9 protein-coding genes and 1 pseudogene are annotated in these 16801 nt (G+C 46.3%); 2 read left to right on the top strand and 8 right to left on the bottom strand.

Annotated elements, in window-relative coordinates:
- Nucleotides 1-53: 53 nt before the first annotated feature.
- Nucleotides 54-1346, bottom strand: coding sequence for an ABC transporter substrate-binding protein (locus tag O9H85_RS00570; protein ID WP_269879328.1), 1293 nt, complete (start codon nt 1344-1346; stop codon nt 54-56).
- Nucleotides 1347-1674: 328 nt separating this feature from the next.
- On the opposite strand from O9H85_RS00570, the gene O9H85_RS00565 reads away from it, so the two are divergent.
- On the top strand, nt 1675-2097 hold the full coding sequence (locus O9H85_RS00565; RefSeq protein ID WP_269879327.1) for a polysaccharide lyase family 7 protein: 423 nt from the start codon (nt 1675-1677) through the stop codon (nt 2095-2097).
- A 90-nt stretch (nt 2098-2187) separates the two neighbouring features.
- On the opposite strand, the gene O9H85_RS00560 is transcribed toward O9H85_RS00565, so the two are convergent.
- From O9H85_RS00560 to O9H85_RS00550, 3 genes are all read right to left on the bottom strand, one after another.
- The gene (locus tag O9H85_RS00560; protein WP_269879796.1) at nt 2188-4431 is read right to left on the bottom strand and encodes a polysaccharide lyase 8 family protein; all 2244 of its coding nucleotides are present in this window, start codon (nt 4429-4431) and stop codon (nt 2188-2190) included.
- Between the two features lie 89 nt (nt 4432-4520).
- Nucleotides 4521-6212, bottom strand: coding sequence for an FIMAH domain-containing protein (locus O9H85_RS00555; protein WP_269879326.1), 1692 nt, complete (start codon nt 6210-6212; stop codon nt 4521-4523).
- A 116-nt stretch (nt 6213-6328) separates the two neighbouring features.
- Nucleotides 6329-10099, bottom strand: coding sequence for an endo-alpha-N-acetylgalactosaminidase family protein (locus tag O9H85_RS00550; RefSeq protein WP_269879325.1), 3771 nt, complete (start codon nt 10097-10099; stop codon nt 6329-6331).
- Between the two features lie 380 nt (nt 10100-10479).
- On the opposite strand from O9H85_RS00550, the pseudogene O9H85_RS00545 reads away from it, so the two are divergent.
- Nucleotides 10480-10623, top strand: a pseudogene (locus tag O9H85_RS00545) (DDE-type integrase/transposase/recombinase); the annotation flags it as partial.
- Nucleotides 10624-10725: 102 nt separating this feature from the next.
- On the opposite strand, the gene O9H85_RS00540 reads toward O9H85_RS00545, so the two are convergent.
- From O9H85_RS00540 to O9H85_RS00525, 4 genes are all read right to left on the bottom strand, one after another.
- Nucleotides 10726-12303 carry an extracellular solute-binding protein gene (locus O9H85_RS00540; RefSeq protein WP_269879324.1) on the bottom strand — a complete coding sequence of 526 codons (1578 nt, stop codon included), beginning with the start codon at nt 12301-12303 and terminating at the stop codon, nt 10726-10728.
- Between the two features lie 110 nt (nt 12304-12413).
- Nucleotides 12414-13274, bottom strand: a complete 861-nt coding sequence (locus O9H85_RS00535) for a carbohydrate ABC transporter permease (RefSeq protein WP_269879323.1) — start codon at nt 13272-13274, stop codon at nt 12414-12416.
- A gap of 1 nt (nt 13275) precedes the next feature.
- Nucleotides 13276-14193, bottom strand: a complete 918-nt coding sequence (locus O9H85_RS00530; protein ID WP_269879322.1) for an ABC transporter permease — start codon at nt 14191-14193, stop codon at nt 13276-13278.
- Nucleotides 14194-14453: 260 nt separating this feature from the next.
- Nucleotides 14454-16760 (bottom strand): helix-turn-helix domain-containing protein, encoded by a 2307-nt coding sequence (locus O9H85_RS00525; protein ID WP_269879321.1) that lies wholly within the window; start codon nt 16758-16760, stop codon nt 14454-14456.
- Nucleotides 16761-16801: the final 41 nt, after the last annotated feature.

The raw sequence follows: 16801 nt of genomic DNA, 5'->3' as shown, positions 1-16801 counted from the left end.
AACATCCGCAATGATTGCAGATGATTTCTTTATATCACAGAATAGTTCGTACTCTATTTTTTTAGGCTCTCGATCTTCTTGTTCGCCTCTTCTTCCGCATCTCTAAAGGCTGTATTCGTGTCTATTTTGCCGCTGATCATATCCGGTATACGCTTGGTTATCGCATCGAGCGCTTGTTGATCGTACAATGAAAGCTTAGGACTCGGAGCCGGTTTATTGAAGAACAACGCATTCTTAACATTTTTATCTTTATACGGTGTATCTTGCAGGAAAGCGTCCTTCACCGCCTTAGAGGTCAGAACCGAAACACTCCCTTTTTGGGCCATCCGGATTTGCTGCTCATCGGAAGTCATAAATTTGATGACCTCCATTGCCTGATCCGGGTACTTGCTTGTTTTGGCGATGGCGGCATAACCCGGATACAATTGGGATCCGATGCCCGGCTTTTCCGGAAATACCGGAAGGGAGACCATGTCCCAGTTTACATCAGACTTGGCCAGACTATCTCTCATTCCGTCCAGGAAAACGTACATCGCGATATTTCGTTTATTAATAAATAATCCAGTCTGATCCCCGGTAAGCGTATTCTTTATATCTGCTTCCGAGAGTCCTTTTAAAGGAGAGATAATCTCTTTTTCATAAAACCGCTTCCAATCATCGGTGTTCATCGCAAACTTATTATTTTCGTTAATGAATGGAAGGGATAAGGACAACAACCGGTTGAAGTGAAAAGAGGAGTAGCTGAATCCGACGTAGGATTGTCCGTTTTCTTCCCGGCTCAATTGCTTGGCCTTATTCAATATGTCATCCCAGGTCGAACCGTCCTTAAGGTAAGATACGCCGAATTTATCGAATATATCCTTGTTATAGAAAAGTGCCAGCTGTGAGTAGTTGTAAGGAATCCCATACAAGCCGCCAAGCGACTTAATAGGGTTGATGCTCTCCGGCTCGAACTTGCTTAGGTCCAAATTATGCTTTTGGACCAAATCCGTCATATCCATCTGGATATCGACAGGCTGGATCACGTAACTTGGAAATAAACCAATACTGGAAAGAATAATGTCGATTTGCCCTCCCGCGGTAAGTATATTCGTCAAACTGTTTTCTTTCGTATCACGTTTAATGTATTTAATTGTGTAATTAGGGAACTTCTTGCGAATTTCATCGCCCCAAGCGGCATTAAAGATGTCGTCGCCTGCGGCCCCCACATCAAACACAACCAGGTCCGCCTTCTGATCGACGACATTGGGTAGAGCCTCATTGTTATGGACGTCCTTGCTGCACGCCGTTAGTGCCACTAGCGACATCCCGATGATTCCAGCCCGTGTCCATGCTTTTCTTCTCATGCGAAGAACCCCCTAATCATTATTGGTAATTCCTTATGCCTGTCTATTATGTTTTTTACTAAATGTTATCACATGCCTGTTTGAACTCAAATGGATGCAGTTGCGAATAAATATAATTATCTTGCTAATCCTCGCAGCGGACATTGTTGCTCTCGCGAGCACAACAAAATCCCTGGATTTCTATGATGTCAGTTGATCACCAAAACAGGCCGGTACGAGACCGTTCCAGTTTCCTTCGAGGCATAACTTACATCTCCAGCCGCTCCTTGATACGTTGGCGAGCTCACGACGATAGAAAGCTTTTTATCGTATGACCGGAACGAATACAATGACGAATTCAGCTGCCGTGACATTACAGGGTGGCGGAACGAGCGGTAAAACGACGATCGCACAAGTTTTCGATAGTACCGGCGGCTTTCCGTTGTGCGAATTGGAGTATACAGCAAACGCCAACAAAAACGGCGGCAATTTCCAAGTATTATATGAAGAAGCATCAGGAAGCGGTACCTACACCTATTTTAGTAACGCGGCTGCCCTGAATACGACGTTCAATTATGAGCTGTCGCTTTCAGGCGGCGTACTGACGGTTTACATCAATGGTCAGTCGGTATATTCTCATAGCCCCAACCTCTCGGGAGACAAATTCTACTTCAAGTGCGGCAATTACGATCAAACGGCGACATCAGGTACAGTGACCACCACGCCTTATACTATTGTTGAGCTTTATTCCGTCAACGTAGTTCACCAATAAGCTGTATAATGAACTTAACTTAACGGCTTACGACCAAACCCCCGCGTGAAAGCGCGGGGGTTCATGTCTTCCTGCTTTATCAGCAGGATATTATTGCTCCTTCAATGTCCAGATCATCGTTTGGGGCCGCGGTAAGTTCAATTTGACAGTATACGTTTTTCCAAGCGAACCTTTCACATGAACGGTCAGCTTAATCGTCGGACTTAGCTGGGTCACGGTAATTCCCGGATCGAGCGAAAGCGTTCCCGTTGCGCTCTTATTGATCTCGAGATGGATGTCCCCCGAATTGCTCTGCGTAGGATCGGAAACCGCTACGTCAATTTCATTCGGCGTTTCCATCATGGTGACGGATGCCTTCTTATCGCTTGTCATTAAGTTCGACCCATTTACGCTAACCGTCTTGGTCATATCTTTCCAAAAGTTCACTCCTACAGCGTTAAGACTGCTGTCTTGAACAGCCTGCGCTTCCACCCCATTTTCAAGAATCGAGATATCGGGATGGCTTGCATAGCTGGCCGTTGCAGCCGCGTCTTTATTCGGCAGCAGAACATAGGAGTAAGAGGCGTCTGTTGGGTTCTTCCCGTGCTCAAATGCCAAGCTCAAATAATGGTTCGTCACCTGGGCCGCGCTTCCTCCGTTATTAACATCTTTCCAAGCGCCGGTTCTCGACTCGCGCAGAGCGTAGACATTAGCAGTTTCAGGGAAATAATAGCCGATGTCGGATCCCGGTACATTGCCCGCCAAATGAGCCCACTGTACGCCGGTCATCTTGTCAGACCATCCGAGTTCATTCGGCTTGGTTGCCCCGTTCACCGTCAAAGTGTTGTCGCCCTTGTCGTTCAACTTGCGGTTCTCTACGATCGTCTCTACATTACGGTTGTCCGTGCTCGTGATGCCGGCGCCCAAAGCGACGATTTTATCTCCGAACATGAACCAGGATTTTTTCCCTTGAAGCGGGCTTCCCGTAACTCCTGAGAGAGAAAAATCCATTCCCGCCGTCCCATACTGACCGTTCAAGGATGATCCGCCTACCCAATGGTTAGGGTTTGCATATAAGTTCCAAGCTTTCGGAGTCCCGCTTCCCGTTCCATCCGTTGTTGTTCCCGGTAAGCGATACATATTGACAGTCGGCCAGAAATTGTTGTCATACTGGGCCAAATCATTGTTATACAGGTACGTCATGCCAAGGCCGGTCCACCAGCCTTGAAGATTCTCGCCGTTGCCGGATTCAAAAGCCGTTATGCGGTTCGAGAACATGCTGAGACCGAAACCGAAGCCCGGACGCAGATGAACGGCCCGATCCATATTCGGGAACACTTGATTTTTGACCAATTCACCGCTTGGTGCAATCGTATTGTCGTTCATGATCGATTTAATTCTCATCATATCGTTAATCGTTGCCCGCGTAATAATTGGCAAGGTAGTGTCCTGTTGCACCCACGCTTTCACCATGCTTTTGAAAGTAGCTGCCTGAGCGGAAGTCGCAAATTGCGCTAGACGCGCAATAGTAGCAATAATTGTCCTTCCTGTGTCATGATCCGATTCTTTCTGCCTGGAAATTTTGCGTCCACCAACCATATCCATTGCCGCGCCTTTATAAATGAGCGGCTGATAGGAATCGGTCACCCAGTTATAGACGTTCTGCACATTAGGATCTGTGACATCCCAAGAGGAGCCTTTCAAAAGTTCTAAAATTCTTGCCATATCAAGGAGCAAAACATTCCCATAGCTGAGTGTATACGGTACATTCGAGTGCTGAATGAATGACCCGTCGGCATAAAATCCATCGCCGCTTGTGACATAAAGAAATATTTGGCTGAGCGCATCTCTTCCCTGTGCGAGCTTCGTTCCTGATTTATCAAGTATGCCGCGGATCATAACTACAAGAGCTTTATCCGCCCGGTTAGCTCCCGTTTCAACTATGCCGTTGCTGGTCTTATGGGTGGGATCGGGAACAAAACGATCAACAGCTTTGATGTAATTGGTAACTTGAGCTGCTGTCAATTGATTGTACATTAAAACGGCTATATCGTTTAACGCTTGCGGCGATCCGATTTCCCAATCCCACCAGTTGTCATACTCCTTGGTAACGCTATCGTTATATACATTCTGATACATCCAATCGAGAGCATTCATAATGTCAGCTGCTAAAGACTTGTTGCCATAAAGCGAGGAACCCTTTGTATTAAAAGCAATGGCCATACTCTTTAGACGGGAATAGCTATTCGTAATGTCGGATGATTTAGTAGACCATTTAGACAAGTCACTCCACAAATTTGTTCGATTCGTTTCTTTGTTTAAAGTGGACCAAACGGAAATGGCCCCATTGGTGATAGAGGTAATTTTTGCGGCGATTTTTTATATTGACTTGAACATACAAATACGATCAGGAGCAATGGCTCCTGACCACGTTCGTAACAGCATTATTTGGACCAGGCTTCAATTATGGCATTGGCATCTGTTGTCAAGACTTGCTTCGCATGGTCTGAAATTTCACCCTGCTTCGCTTGCTCGATTTGCTTCAGAACATCTTGCATATGCTTAATTGCCTGATCATGATGCCCCTTGCTTAATTGGTCTAGAGACTGAGTAAATTTGTTTGTGATTTGGGTCCCGAGCGGTCCGTTTATTTCACCTGATGCGATAAATTTTGCAATAAGCTGCTGCATAGCACTTACGCTAGTTATGACATTCACGGTAATTTTAGTTGTATTCACATTTCCAGCCCGATCCGTTACAACAGCTTGAACAACATGGTTTCCTAGTTGACCTTCCCAATTCACAATATTCTGCGTCGCCCCAGTCGCCGCCCCATCGATAGTAATCAATTGTGAGGCTACACCGGACAATGGATCCTCAGATTGGATAACTAGCGTTAGCAATTGGCTGTCTTGGAATGTTGCCCCATTCACTAACGGGCTGCCATTTGCAGTGAGCACCGTTGTTGGTGCTGTCCGATCGATATTGACCGTAATCGTTTTAGGAGCTTCAACATTTCCAGCGCGGTCCGTCGATCGATATTGCAGCTGATAAATACCTTCGTTAAGTACGAACGGAGCAGTATAAGGCACGAATCCATTAGTCGATTGCTGGCCGTAAACATTTTGTAACACGGTCAATGAATATTCGGTAGACGCTAGACCGGAATTCCCGTCTTGAGCTTTTAGCGTAACAGTAACATCGGAAGTAAACCAACCGCTAGAGCCTTTCACTCCATCCAAAACGGCTTCGGTTGTCGGAGGTACGCCATCAGGCGTTCCAATCCTTTCATCGGAATTACCGCTTTCTCCACCTGAGTTATAAGCGCTGACGGCGAAGAAATAGGTTACTTCATTCTGAAGTCCCTCAATGGTTTTGCCGGTAACATTTCCAACATCGATCGATGACGTATACACGCCGAGAGCAGTTCCATACTTGACTTTATAGCCGGTCGCTCCCGAAGCCTGCGTCCAATTCAAGGTTAGCTTACCGTTACCGGGTACGATATTGTTCAGCACTGGTGTTGCCGGCGGGGCAGACGCGCGGATCACGGTCAGCGTATATGTTTTCGTCGTCAAATCCTGCGCCGTCACTACAATGTTGATCGTATTACTTCCTACATTCAGGTTAATCGGTCCGCTTGTTTGTCCGCTCGCAACCTGCTGGCCGCCTACTGTCAATGTCGCATTGTTATCGTAGACCGATGCTGTTACTGTAATGCTGCTCACATCGCTGGCCACATTCGCTGTGTATGAAGTCGTCCCCGCTGCAAAGGCCGGATTCAACTGTCCGCTCGACAGGATCAGCCCTTTCAGATCTGCGTTGTTAGACGGTAGGCTGATCGGTGACGTAAGTGTCATATCAAGGATAGTTACATCTCCCATCGGCACAATAACATTCGATCGTGATGCGTCCACGTATCCCTCTTTACTTGCCGTTACAGTATAGCCAGAGCCTGACGGTATATCCGTTATGGAATATGTTCCGTCCATTGCCGTATAGACTGAACGATATACTGAACTGGAAACGGATGCGGTCACAGCCGCGCCGGAAACCGGCTTATTATTGCTGTCTACAACCGTGCCTCTAATGCTTCCAGGTGCGGTATACTCTATCACCGGCCAGTATTGCGACATGCTATTCTCTTTAGTCGCAAACTGACTATCTGCGGATCCTCCTCTCAGGAGTGCATTCGTTAATTTTATGGATATGTTTTTATCTTGGCTGGCAATCGCACTCTTGGCAATATTCGTCACATCAATGACAAATGCAGTGTTATAAGCACAGGCATAATAGGACTTGCATTCAATTTAGCCCCTATTACGGAAGGCTTGTTGTTCCAAGTTATAGTAGACTCGCTCCAATTATTCTGAACCTGCTCGACATTAATCCCAGGTGATACAGCACCAGCCGTCGTCGGATATAGCTTAATCTTTGCGCTGGACATATTTACTGGTATACGATCCAAATTAAATTTGTAGAAGGCCTCACGGCTGTAGCCTGGTGCATCCCACTTGACCGTAGTTGTTGGATCAGCACCGTAGTTAGTATTCGCCGACCCTCCGTCACGTACAAAGGCATCCGCTGCCGCAACGATTGAAATCGCATTCAGTGACGTAGCGCTCACAGGTGCGCTCCAAGCGGTTGTCTCTGTAGCGTTCTTGGCCCTTACCCTGTAGGTATGAGTAGAATTTAGAGCCAACCCGGAATGTAGGTAAGGGTACGTAGCTTGTGAAACGACTTGACCATCCACCTCCAAGTCATATCCGGCAGCTAAATCCGTCTCATCCCAGCTCACGCTAATCTGGGATGGGCTTAAAGCAGTCGCTTTTAACCCTGTAGGTACAGCCAAAGGAGGAGGTGTGGGCACAGTATCAATCGCAAAGTCATCAATGACAAAGTCGATCATTCCTCCCCCGTTTTTTATAAACGAAATGTAGGTATCGTCATAGTTTCCAGTTAAAAAGGTTTTTGTATATGTTGAATAGACAGTATCGCTGACGGATGATGGAATCGGCACATTGGACAAAGTAGTCGCACCGTTGTTACCTTTAATGGCAACAGAATAGGCGCCGGCGTTTTGAGAACCAAGCAAATAATTAAAGCTCAACCTATACATGGTATTTGGCTGCAGCTTCAAGTAATAGGGTACTGTCCTCATATATTCACCTGTCTCAGTTGAAGTGGTCTGCCTCATCTTCAATGAGTAATTGCCGTGGATCGTATCTGTCGTATAACCGCTATGCGTTTCCGACCTATGGATACGTCCTACCATCTTGGTCTGTACAAAAGGTCCTATGCCTTCGTCATTGCTCTCAAAGTCTTCGAAGAAATAGTGACTTCCAAATGGCGTGGTATTCATTTCTACAACGCGCACATCATCAAGATACATATAAGATGTTGAAGTCCCTGCATTTGCCTTGAAGTAAATGTCTGCACTTGTATGATTTTCCGGTACGGTAAATTCCAGCTTGATTCTCTGCATTTTATTGCGCTCGAACCTTAACGAGTTATAATATTCGTTATTAAGTTCTGATTTGTCCATGGTGTTAGTAACATCAGGTCCGCCATAGTTTTTGACGCCGATCGTTCCAGTCCTTCCATTAACCTCCATCCACGCAGAAAGCTGATAGGTCTTGCCCGGGGTCAGCCCAGTTATGGTCTGGCTCAATGTCGCATCCGCACCGTTGTTTCCGCTTACTTTCAGAAAGGTCTCGCCAACGTCGCTGTTCACGATCTGAATATGGCTTGTGGTTCCGCCAGAAGACGATGTGGTCCATGCTGAGGTTGCGGGCGATAGGTCGTGACTGTCGAAACCAGGGTCCTTCACCAATCCGCCTTCTCCCCAATTCATTACAGGGTTGGTTTGCTCACTTTTGTAGACGACATAAGGGGTATTAGCTATTGCGTCGATCGTTACCTGGCCGTTCGTTACACCCAGGTCCTTCACAAATGTTTTGCCCGTATCGGATAATTGATACAGCTTCACCTTGTCCATCCCGGACCAACTGTTCGGAAGGTCCCAGGTCGTGCTTCCTCCGTCCGTGTTATAGTGGTAGATCTTGGTCTCATTCTGGGGATCCCAAGGAATAAACACTTTGGCGCTTACGTTGCTTATGTTATAGGTTGAAGGATCATAATTGTTCTGATACGCGGCGATCTTTTTATTGTCCTTATATAACTCAACTACCGGACTAGGCTCAGGCGTCGTTTCTTTTACATATACATTGTTGGTAAAATCGATCCTGTTACTTGTCCACTTCGTAATATCAAAGTTCTGCATGTACTTCATCAGTAAATTGTTGGTATAGAATATTTTCATTTGGCTTAGCAGTCCGGTATTATTGCCTTGATCGTCGTTGCCGTCGTCCCCGTAGCCCATAGAGCCTGCATGCCTTGATTTCAAAAGCATGTAGTTAAAGCCGTAGGAATCTGCAACGCCGTTCTTAATAAACCTTACCACTTGGCTCTTCATCTGGGGAACGTGGTTCCATACAGCATAATCTTCAAGCGCACCCTGGAACTCCGTGCCCACAGCCCAACCGTTTTTGTTTAATTCTGTTCCCAGCTTCCACTCCGGGTAACCCTGAAAATAATATACATCCACATAAACCCACTTCAGGCCTGGAACATTTTGTCTAAGTTCGGCGAGTCTGTCAGCCAAGCCGTGGCTCCCAAAATTAGTGGCATCCTTGTACTGGTCGATCAAGTACGCCTGGTCGAGCGAATTCCAACCAGGTACATGCGGCTGTCTGAGAAGATCTTCACTGTAGTAGCGGGCTTCCGGATAAGCCTCGGTAGCATTGATATGTACCCCGACGCTTGTATTGTATTTTGCAGCCTCATTTACAAAAAAGTTGAGATCATTCAGCCCCCCTGCCCTCTTATTGATGTTGATGCCGTAGTCAGGGTGGTTTGAATCATGGCCTTCAGCCTGATGTCCCTTATATTCCAGGAACTGTCCGAAGCCGTCGGTATACAGGTTGATCTTCTTAACCATATCCAGTGTTCTCAGGAACGGCCACTGGGCAAGGCTTGCACGGGTATACGCGATATGGGCAAAGCTCTTTTTAATAATGTCGGCACCGTAAGGGATTTTCATGATCTGCCTGTAGGCAATGGCGCCATCCTGCCAGTCTACCGTGCCGTCATTGTTTGCATCGGGCGTAATGGCGATCTTGGCATATGGCAATTCCATAATTTCCGTCGGCACTTCCCTGTATGTCCAAGCGTTGTTCCATGCCCCCAGCCTCTTATACCCGGTCTTATTCACCGTCTGGTAATAGTATCTGGTTTCATACTTGTCGCCCAGAATCTTGCTGCCTGTAGCCGGCGTAATATTAATGCTGTTATTATACAGCGTTGCAGCAAGCTTATCGGTATTCAAAATAAGATAAGATTTGGCCACCGGGTTTGCGTCAACTGCCTTGGTTGCTAATAAGTTGTATTCTTCTTTGGAATTGTCATCATAATTGACGGAGCCCTTGACATCAACCCCTGTTTCTTGTGCGCTCGGCTGATTATCCCGGATGGATATCAGATTTTGGTTCGGAATTTCAAAGGTCATCACTTTCGTCGCGCCGCTTTCGGTAATATCGCTTACCTTGAATTCGACTACGTTGTCGGTAACCTTGAAATACATCGTCATGGTTACCCCTATACTTGAAATGTTCAGTGTATAGGTTATCGTATCCCCTGTTGTAACACTAGTTACAGTCGGTGTGTATGTCGTACCGTTGATTTTGACCTGACTCAGCGTGTCTTCATTTCCGTAAAATACGGCACCGTTAGACGCCCCGTCCCCCAACCATTGGTATTGAATAATTCTCGGAAAAACGTCATCCACTGTCACGCTCAGTTTGGTTGACTGAATGGTGGTCTCACTTGCCGCCAAAGCTCTCGTCTCGCCAAAAAACAATAGATTGCCGAATGAGAAAAACTGTGCCAAGAGAAACAAAAGCGCCAGCATGATCTTTAATTTTCTGCCTAAATTCTTTTGTATAAATTTACCTGTGTTAGACATAATAAAAAAGCCTCCTTCGCCTATTTAAAACGCTTTCAAAATTGCGGATGCTGTCACTTATGAGCTGCCATCTGCTCTGAATGGAAACGTTACAGGAGCTAATGTCTAATTTTGTTTCTTTCCTAGTGGGCATCACCCCTTTCGAGGGAAAATATACCAATGTCACTTCATGAAAACCGTCATCTTTCACCACCTCTTGTTGCTTGTGCAAAGTTTCTAATCGCAATATACGATCAATAAACTGTAGCCGACAAGGCGCAATTGTTGCACGGCTTCTTTCATGTGCAGAATTCTACTATTGCGGACTATTGTCACAATTTTTGCATGAAGCCGTAGATACCAATCATAAATGCGACTACTTGATCTAATACATTGGAAACGGAACTACGATTGATTTCATGCTTTCAGAAAATCGCGATTTTCCCGCAGCCAGACAATTCTTCAAGAAAGCGTTGACCTTACCACCCAATCAATCGCCGCGCGTGATCACCGTCGATAAAAATCCAGCTTACATCCTCTCTATATTAATCGGCTTATAAATAACGAACGGGTGATCCGCTTGCTTCAAGTCGAATCACCCGCCGTATAGCCCAGTTATATACGCCTATCCGTTTAAAATCCGTTTCTTATTTACCGCCGGCTTTAGCTTTGTAAGCGTCGTTCACTTCTTTCTGCAGCTTCTGGAATGAAGGATCGTCTAGCATGGATTTAACGAATTTATCCCAATCGGCCAAGCTGCTTTTGCCTACAATCGTATTGATTTCGTTGTCGTTAATTTTCTTGAGGAAATCGGCGCCCTTCTCTGCATTCGTAGGCGTATTAATGCCGGCAGATGGATCCATAATAGAATTTTTGCCAATCGCATCGACAAGATCGTGGTTATACTTGATAACCTCTGGCGACATATCTCCATGTTCAGCTCTTGAATATTTGTTAAAGTAGCCAGGAATCCATTGACCGGGATTCGGGTACTGATTCGCCTTGCCGGCATCCGTTTGTACCACGATGGTCGGAATGTTAGTATCCGTATAATCTTTGTCTTTAATGCCATTGTTGATCAGCTTCCAACCTTCGAGTGTGTTGCCATAATCCAGGACTTCCAAAATCTTCTTCATTTTCTCTTCCGGAACTTTCTTGCTGATCATCAGCTGACCGAAAGATCCTGTACTTTTTTCATAGTAACGCTTGCCATCCGGAGCTGCCGAAAGCTCATAGGCGACGGCATCCGCTTTCGGATTCACCTTTTGAAGTTCTTTGATTACATTTGGCGCATTATAAATGTCGACAATATTACCGATATACATCCCGATTTTGCCTTGAATGAACATATCTTTCAGCTGCTGGGCTTTCATGACCGCATAATCGGGTACAACCAAGCCTTCCTTAAACGCTTTGCTCCAGAAAGCGAGCGCATCCTTCATCTGCTGGGAAGCAAACGCCGGAGTTAATTGTCCTGAGCTGTCTTTCTGCCAGCCTTGCAGAAGCCCGCCGTTTTGTGAAGATGCCGAGCCGAACATGGAGAATAAGTAGGTCTGAGGCGATGTCGTAGCATACGAGGCAAAGCCGTACGTATCAGGCTTGCCATTGCCGTCCGGATCGTTTTTCGTAAACGCCTCCATGACTTTGTAGAACTCATCCATCGTCTTCGGAGGCTGCAAGCCTAATTTATCCAGCCAGTCCTTGCGAATAATGAGCGATTCATGGCCGTCTTGCGGTCTAACGCGCGGCACCCCCATCGTTTTGCCGTTAAACGAAAGTGCGCTATAGATGTTAGGATCGATCTTGGATAAGTTCGGATAGTTCTTGATATACGGCGTTAAATCCCAGAACGCGCCTTGCCCCAGCGCTTGCGCCCAATTTGACTTCGTAATGTCCCACACTACCGACACATCCGGCAAGTCGTTCGACGCCAGCATGACGTTCACTTTATCATCATAATTATTCGAAGGGACATAAGTAGCATTGATTTTAACATTAAACTTCTGGTTGACTTGTTGAATGGCCTCCAAATCATTCTTAGGCGCATCATTGTAAGTAGGCGAGATAATTGTAATTTCCGTAGGCGCTTTTGAATCCGCCCCATTTTTGGCTCCCGGCTGCTGAGAATCGGCCTGTTTGCCGGAATTGCCGTTGCCGCAAGCCGTCGCAATAAGCATTAGGGCCGCTGTTGCCGACAGCCCTGTCATTTTCAAAACCTTTTTCATAGGTTGTTGCCTCCTTTATTTTCTTTGGATGTTGCTGCCCCACTTCGAGTAATGTTAACTTTATAACCAATTCTAAAGCACGGCATCCCCCCTCTCAAGATGCCTCTCCCTTAGCCCTTCACAGAGCCAAGCGTCAGGCCTTTCAAAAAATATTTTTGAAGGAACGGGTACACCATGACTATCGGAACTGCCGCAATGACAACTGCCGCCATCTTCACCGTATCCGCCGGGATGACAGACGCTGAAGCCTCGGAAAAATCGGCTGGAGTAGAGCTTGCAGCCAGCATTTGCTGCAAGACGACTTGGAGCGGACGCAGCGTATCCTTATTGATGTACAGTACGCCATTGAAATACGTGTTCCAATACCCGACACCGTAAAACAAGCTGAATGCAGCAATAACCGGCAGTGAGATCGGGAGAATAATTCGGAAGAAGATGCCGATATCCGAGCAGCCGTCTATTGTTCCTGATTCTTCAAGCTCCGCGGGCACGTCTTGGAAGAAGCTTTTCATAAGCAGCACGTAGAAAGGAGTCGCTAACCCTGGAAGCACTAGCGCCCAGAAACTGTTCAATAGCCCCAAGCTTTTAATTAGCAAATAGTTAGGTATGATGCCCGGGTTGAACAACATCGTGAACAAAATCGCTGTCAGGATGAAATTACGGCCTTTCAATCTCTTGCGCGACAATCCATAGGCCAATCCGGCCGTCGTCAGCAGCGCACAAACGGTACCGACAATCGTCAGCATCGTCGTAATGAAGAAAGAACTTGTAAATTGGCCCGACGACATGATGTAACGGTACGAGGCTAAGCTCCATGATTTCGGAAACAGCATGACCGGCGTCGTTATATATTCATGAGGATCTGTGAAGGACACAATCGTGATATAGATGAATGGGAGTACTGTGCACAAAGAAAACAAAAACAAAACGACGTATATGAAGACATCTAACCATCTTGAAGAACGATCCATCCTAATACACCCCTTCCTCACCCATTTTCTTAGCTAACCGGTTGGCCGCGACAACCATAATGAAGCCGACAATCGATTTAAACATCCCTGCCGCGATCGCAAAACTGAATCGTCCCTGCTGAACACCTACGCGGTATGCATACGTATCGAACATGTCGCCAACACTTTCTACAGGGGCACTGTTCATCAGATAGACCTGCTCGAAGCCGACATCCATGACCGTTCCTAATCGCAGGATGAGCAGTACGACGATGGTGGACTTAAGCCCGGGCAGCGTGATATACAGCAGCTGCTTCCATCGGCTCGCCCCGTCGATTTGAGCCGCTTCGTATTGCTCGGGATTGATACTGGTCAGCGCAGCCAGGAAAATGATCGTTCCATATCCGGCATCTTTCCAAATACTTTGCGACGTCAGCAATAGCCAGAACGTATTCTCATTCGTCAGAAAATCAATTTTGGACCCGCCCGCTTCAACAATAAGTCCGTTAACGACACCTGAGGACTTGCTCAGCAAAATGAAGCAAATACCCGCAATGACGACCCATGACACAAAGTGGGGCAGATAGATCGCCGTCTGCACAAATTTTTTAAATTTTACTCGGCGCACTTCATTAAGCATCAAGGCCAGGACGATCGGCGCCGGGAAAAAGAATAGGATGTTCAAGAAGCTAATCGCCAGCGTATTCCGCAGCAGTTTAAAAAAATCAGGATTCGTCAGGAAATCGCTGAAATATTTGAAGCCCACCCATTCACTCTTCCAGAACCCGAGGAACGGAGAATAGTTTTGGAACGCTAACGACAAACCCCACATCGGTCCGTATTTAAAGATGAGAAAAAAGAGTAAGCCTGGCGTCATTAATAAATACAAATACTTGTCTCGTTTAAGGGCAGCGCCCCAGCCCCTTAACCATAATGTCATCCTTCGTCACCTCTCGTAGCTGCAAGTGCAGATTTCATATTTGCAATATACGATTCATGCCTTGTAGCCTACAAGACGCAATTGTTGCGCTGTACAGCAAGCCCTGAGACCAAGGTTTTGCCCGGGTTCTGTCGCTATCCTTGCGGCAACGGGAATCGCCAGAACAAAAAATGCAACTCTAGTCAGCAATCGGTTGTAGTCAAAAAGGTATGCTTTAAGGGTTTTTACCCGCAAGCATACCTAGGAAATTGCTTCTAAGATTAGGAAGGCAGTTGCTTGACTGACTCCCTGTACTGTCCGGGAGTCGTACCGACTTGCTTCTTGAAGACGCGCATGAAGTTTTGACGCTGATAACCAACGAGAAGAGATATCTCGCTGACCGACAAATCGGTTTCCGCTAATATATGCTTTGCTTTTTCAATACGGTATTCCGTCAAATAATCAATGAAGGGGGTCTGCATGATTTTCTTAAACCATTTGCTAAGCTGGAATGTACTGACATTACAATAATCTGCGCATTCTTCGAGCGAGATATCCCGATGATAATTGTCGTGAATGTAGCTTACGGCAGTCATTACCATTCGTTCATACTCTCCGTGCCGATTTCCCTGAGCGGCAGCAATAATGGGCGAAATCAGCGCAGTCACAAACCATAAATTAATATCCTCAATGCTCTTCAACTTGCGCATATGCGTATAAGGATCGTATTGTTCGAACAGTTGCTTCGGCTCCACTTTCAAGCTGTAAGCCGTTCTCATTGTAGCGGCAAGAAGCTGATTGTAGTAAAGAAGCACGCCTTCCGGAGATCTCGCCAGCCTTCTAACTGTCTCCATGAAGTCGTTCAACATTCGTTCAGCTTCCTCTTGATTGCCAAGCTTCAGCGAATTCTCGTAATGCTGCTCCAGTTCCACGGGGTAGCTGCTCTCGCTGACTAGGCTGCCTTCGTCCTGCAGCACTTTATTTCTCCCCGTAATGATGCGCGACTCAAGAGCGAACATCGCTTGGCGGTACATTCGCGGCACTTCTTTCGTCTCGTAACCGACTTCACTCAGCCCGACAGTCACCGGGAGATGCAAATAATTCGATAGTGTATTCCGAATGTTTTCAGCGAAAGCGAAGAAATCAGGCTCCTCCTTGTCCGCTTCTGGCGTTTCCGGCACACTCCATAACCAAGTCACCAGACTGTCATTAAATACGTTGACCGTAACGCCTTGCCAGCCACTCAGCGGAATGAATTCGTCGATGATATTTTTCATGGAGAAGAGCATGAGCTCTTTGTCACTATCACGGAATTTCCCCTTCCGGTTCGCGTCCATATCAAACACAACCGCAAGCACAGCGAACTCCGCTTGATCCGGAAGCTGATAACGCTTCAGCAATTCGACTAATTGCTTATCAGTATAATGGGCAAATTGGCCCTGCAGCAGCTGCAGGACGAATGACTCGCGAATGATCGGCAGCTGATGCGACAATTCATTCTTTAGTTGGGATGCCGTATGCCTCAGCTCCAACCAATTCCGATGGACGAAACCTATCTCATCAGAATCGATCTCCATACCGGAATCACTTCTAATACTAGCTAGCAATCGTTCCACCGGCCGGTAAATCTTTCGACTTCCAAAGAATGAACAGCCGACGCCAACAAGTATGAAAAAGAAGACGATGCCCATCGTCATGAACGCGATGCCTCTCGACTTGGCATTCAATTCTTTCACTGGAATCACATCGATATATTTCCAATGACTATAGTTCGAAGTGATGCTTGTAACCAGATAGGTGGTGCCTTTCCAATTAAAATTATATTTGGACTTCTCCTCACCTGCTTGCAAAATGCTCTCATAGAAATTGCTTGGCTGAAGCTGGTCCGATGTTGTTGCGACTAATTTTCCATTTTCACTCACAACGAACATAAATTGCCCATTATAGACGGTCGAATCTCCAATGATCTCACGAAACTGACTCGAATCTACCGACGCAAGGACGAGTCCAATCGGAGAGCTGCTGCCAAGGGGAAACTTGTTAATCAGCGTAACACCTCTGCCTGTGTCGGTATAAGGCGTCACCGGGAATGTATCGTTCAACCAGCGCAGCCGGTAATCCTGTTTCATTTCATAATCGAACTTTTCTCGAACGGATAAGCTTAAGCCGTCCGGCCGAATGGTCCCGCTCGTCGGAGAAATATAGGCAACGTCCCGAATATAGAGAGCCAACTCGCGCAAATTCTGGTTCGAATTTTGAAAAGCACCGAGCGTTTTGTATACTTTCCCAAAGAAATCGATCTGATCAGCTTTCAAATCCACGTTGTAATCCACGAGAAAATAAGGCGTGTTCATCATTTGCAGAAGATTGATCTGAATCGTCTGCAGCTTTTTATCCACATTATCGGAAGCAGTTTTCAAGATCTGATAATTAGCCTTGTTGACTTCGGTTTCTACAACGGATGAAGCATAGAGATAGCCGCCTAGTCCAGTGATCAATGTCGGCACAATCGAAATAAAAAGGGAGACAATGATCATCTTTCGAAGCATTGATTTATTTCGATTGAAAAATAAATCAAGTATTTTCATGAACAGTTCCCCTCTCATATTTCCATACAAATTGCGGCGGT

Origin of the sequence: Paenibacillus gyeongsangnamensis, assembly GCF_027533625.1 — a bacterium.
GTDB lineage: Bacteria > Bacillota > Bacilli > Paenibacillales > NBRC-103111 > Paenibacillus_G > Paenibacillus_G gyeongsangnamensis.
Note: the sequence above shows the minus strand (reverse complement) of the source record. Positions and strands in the feature narration are given on the sequence as shown.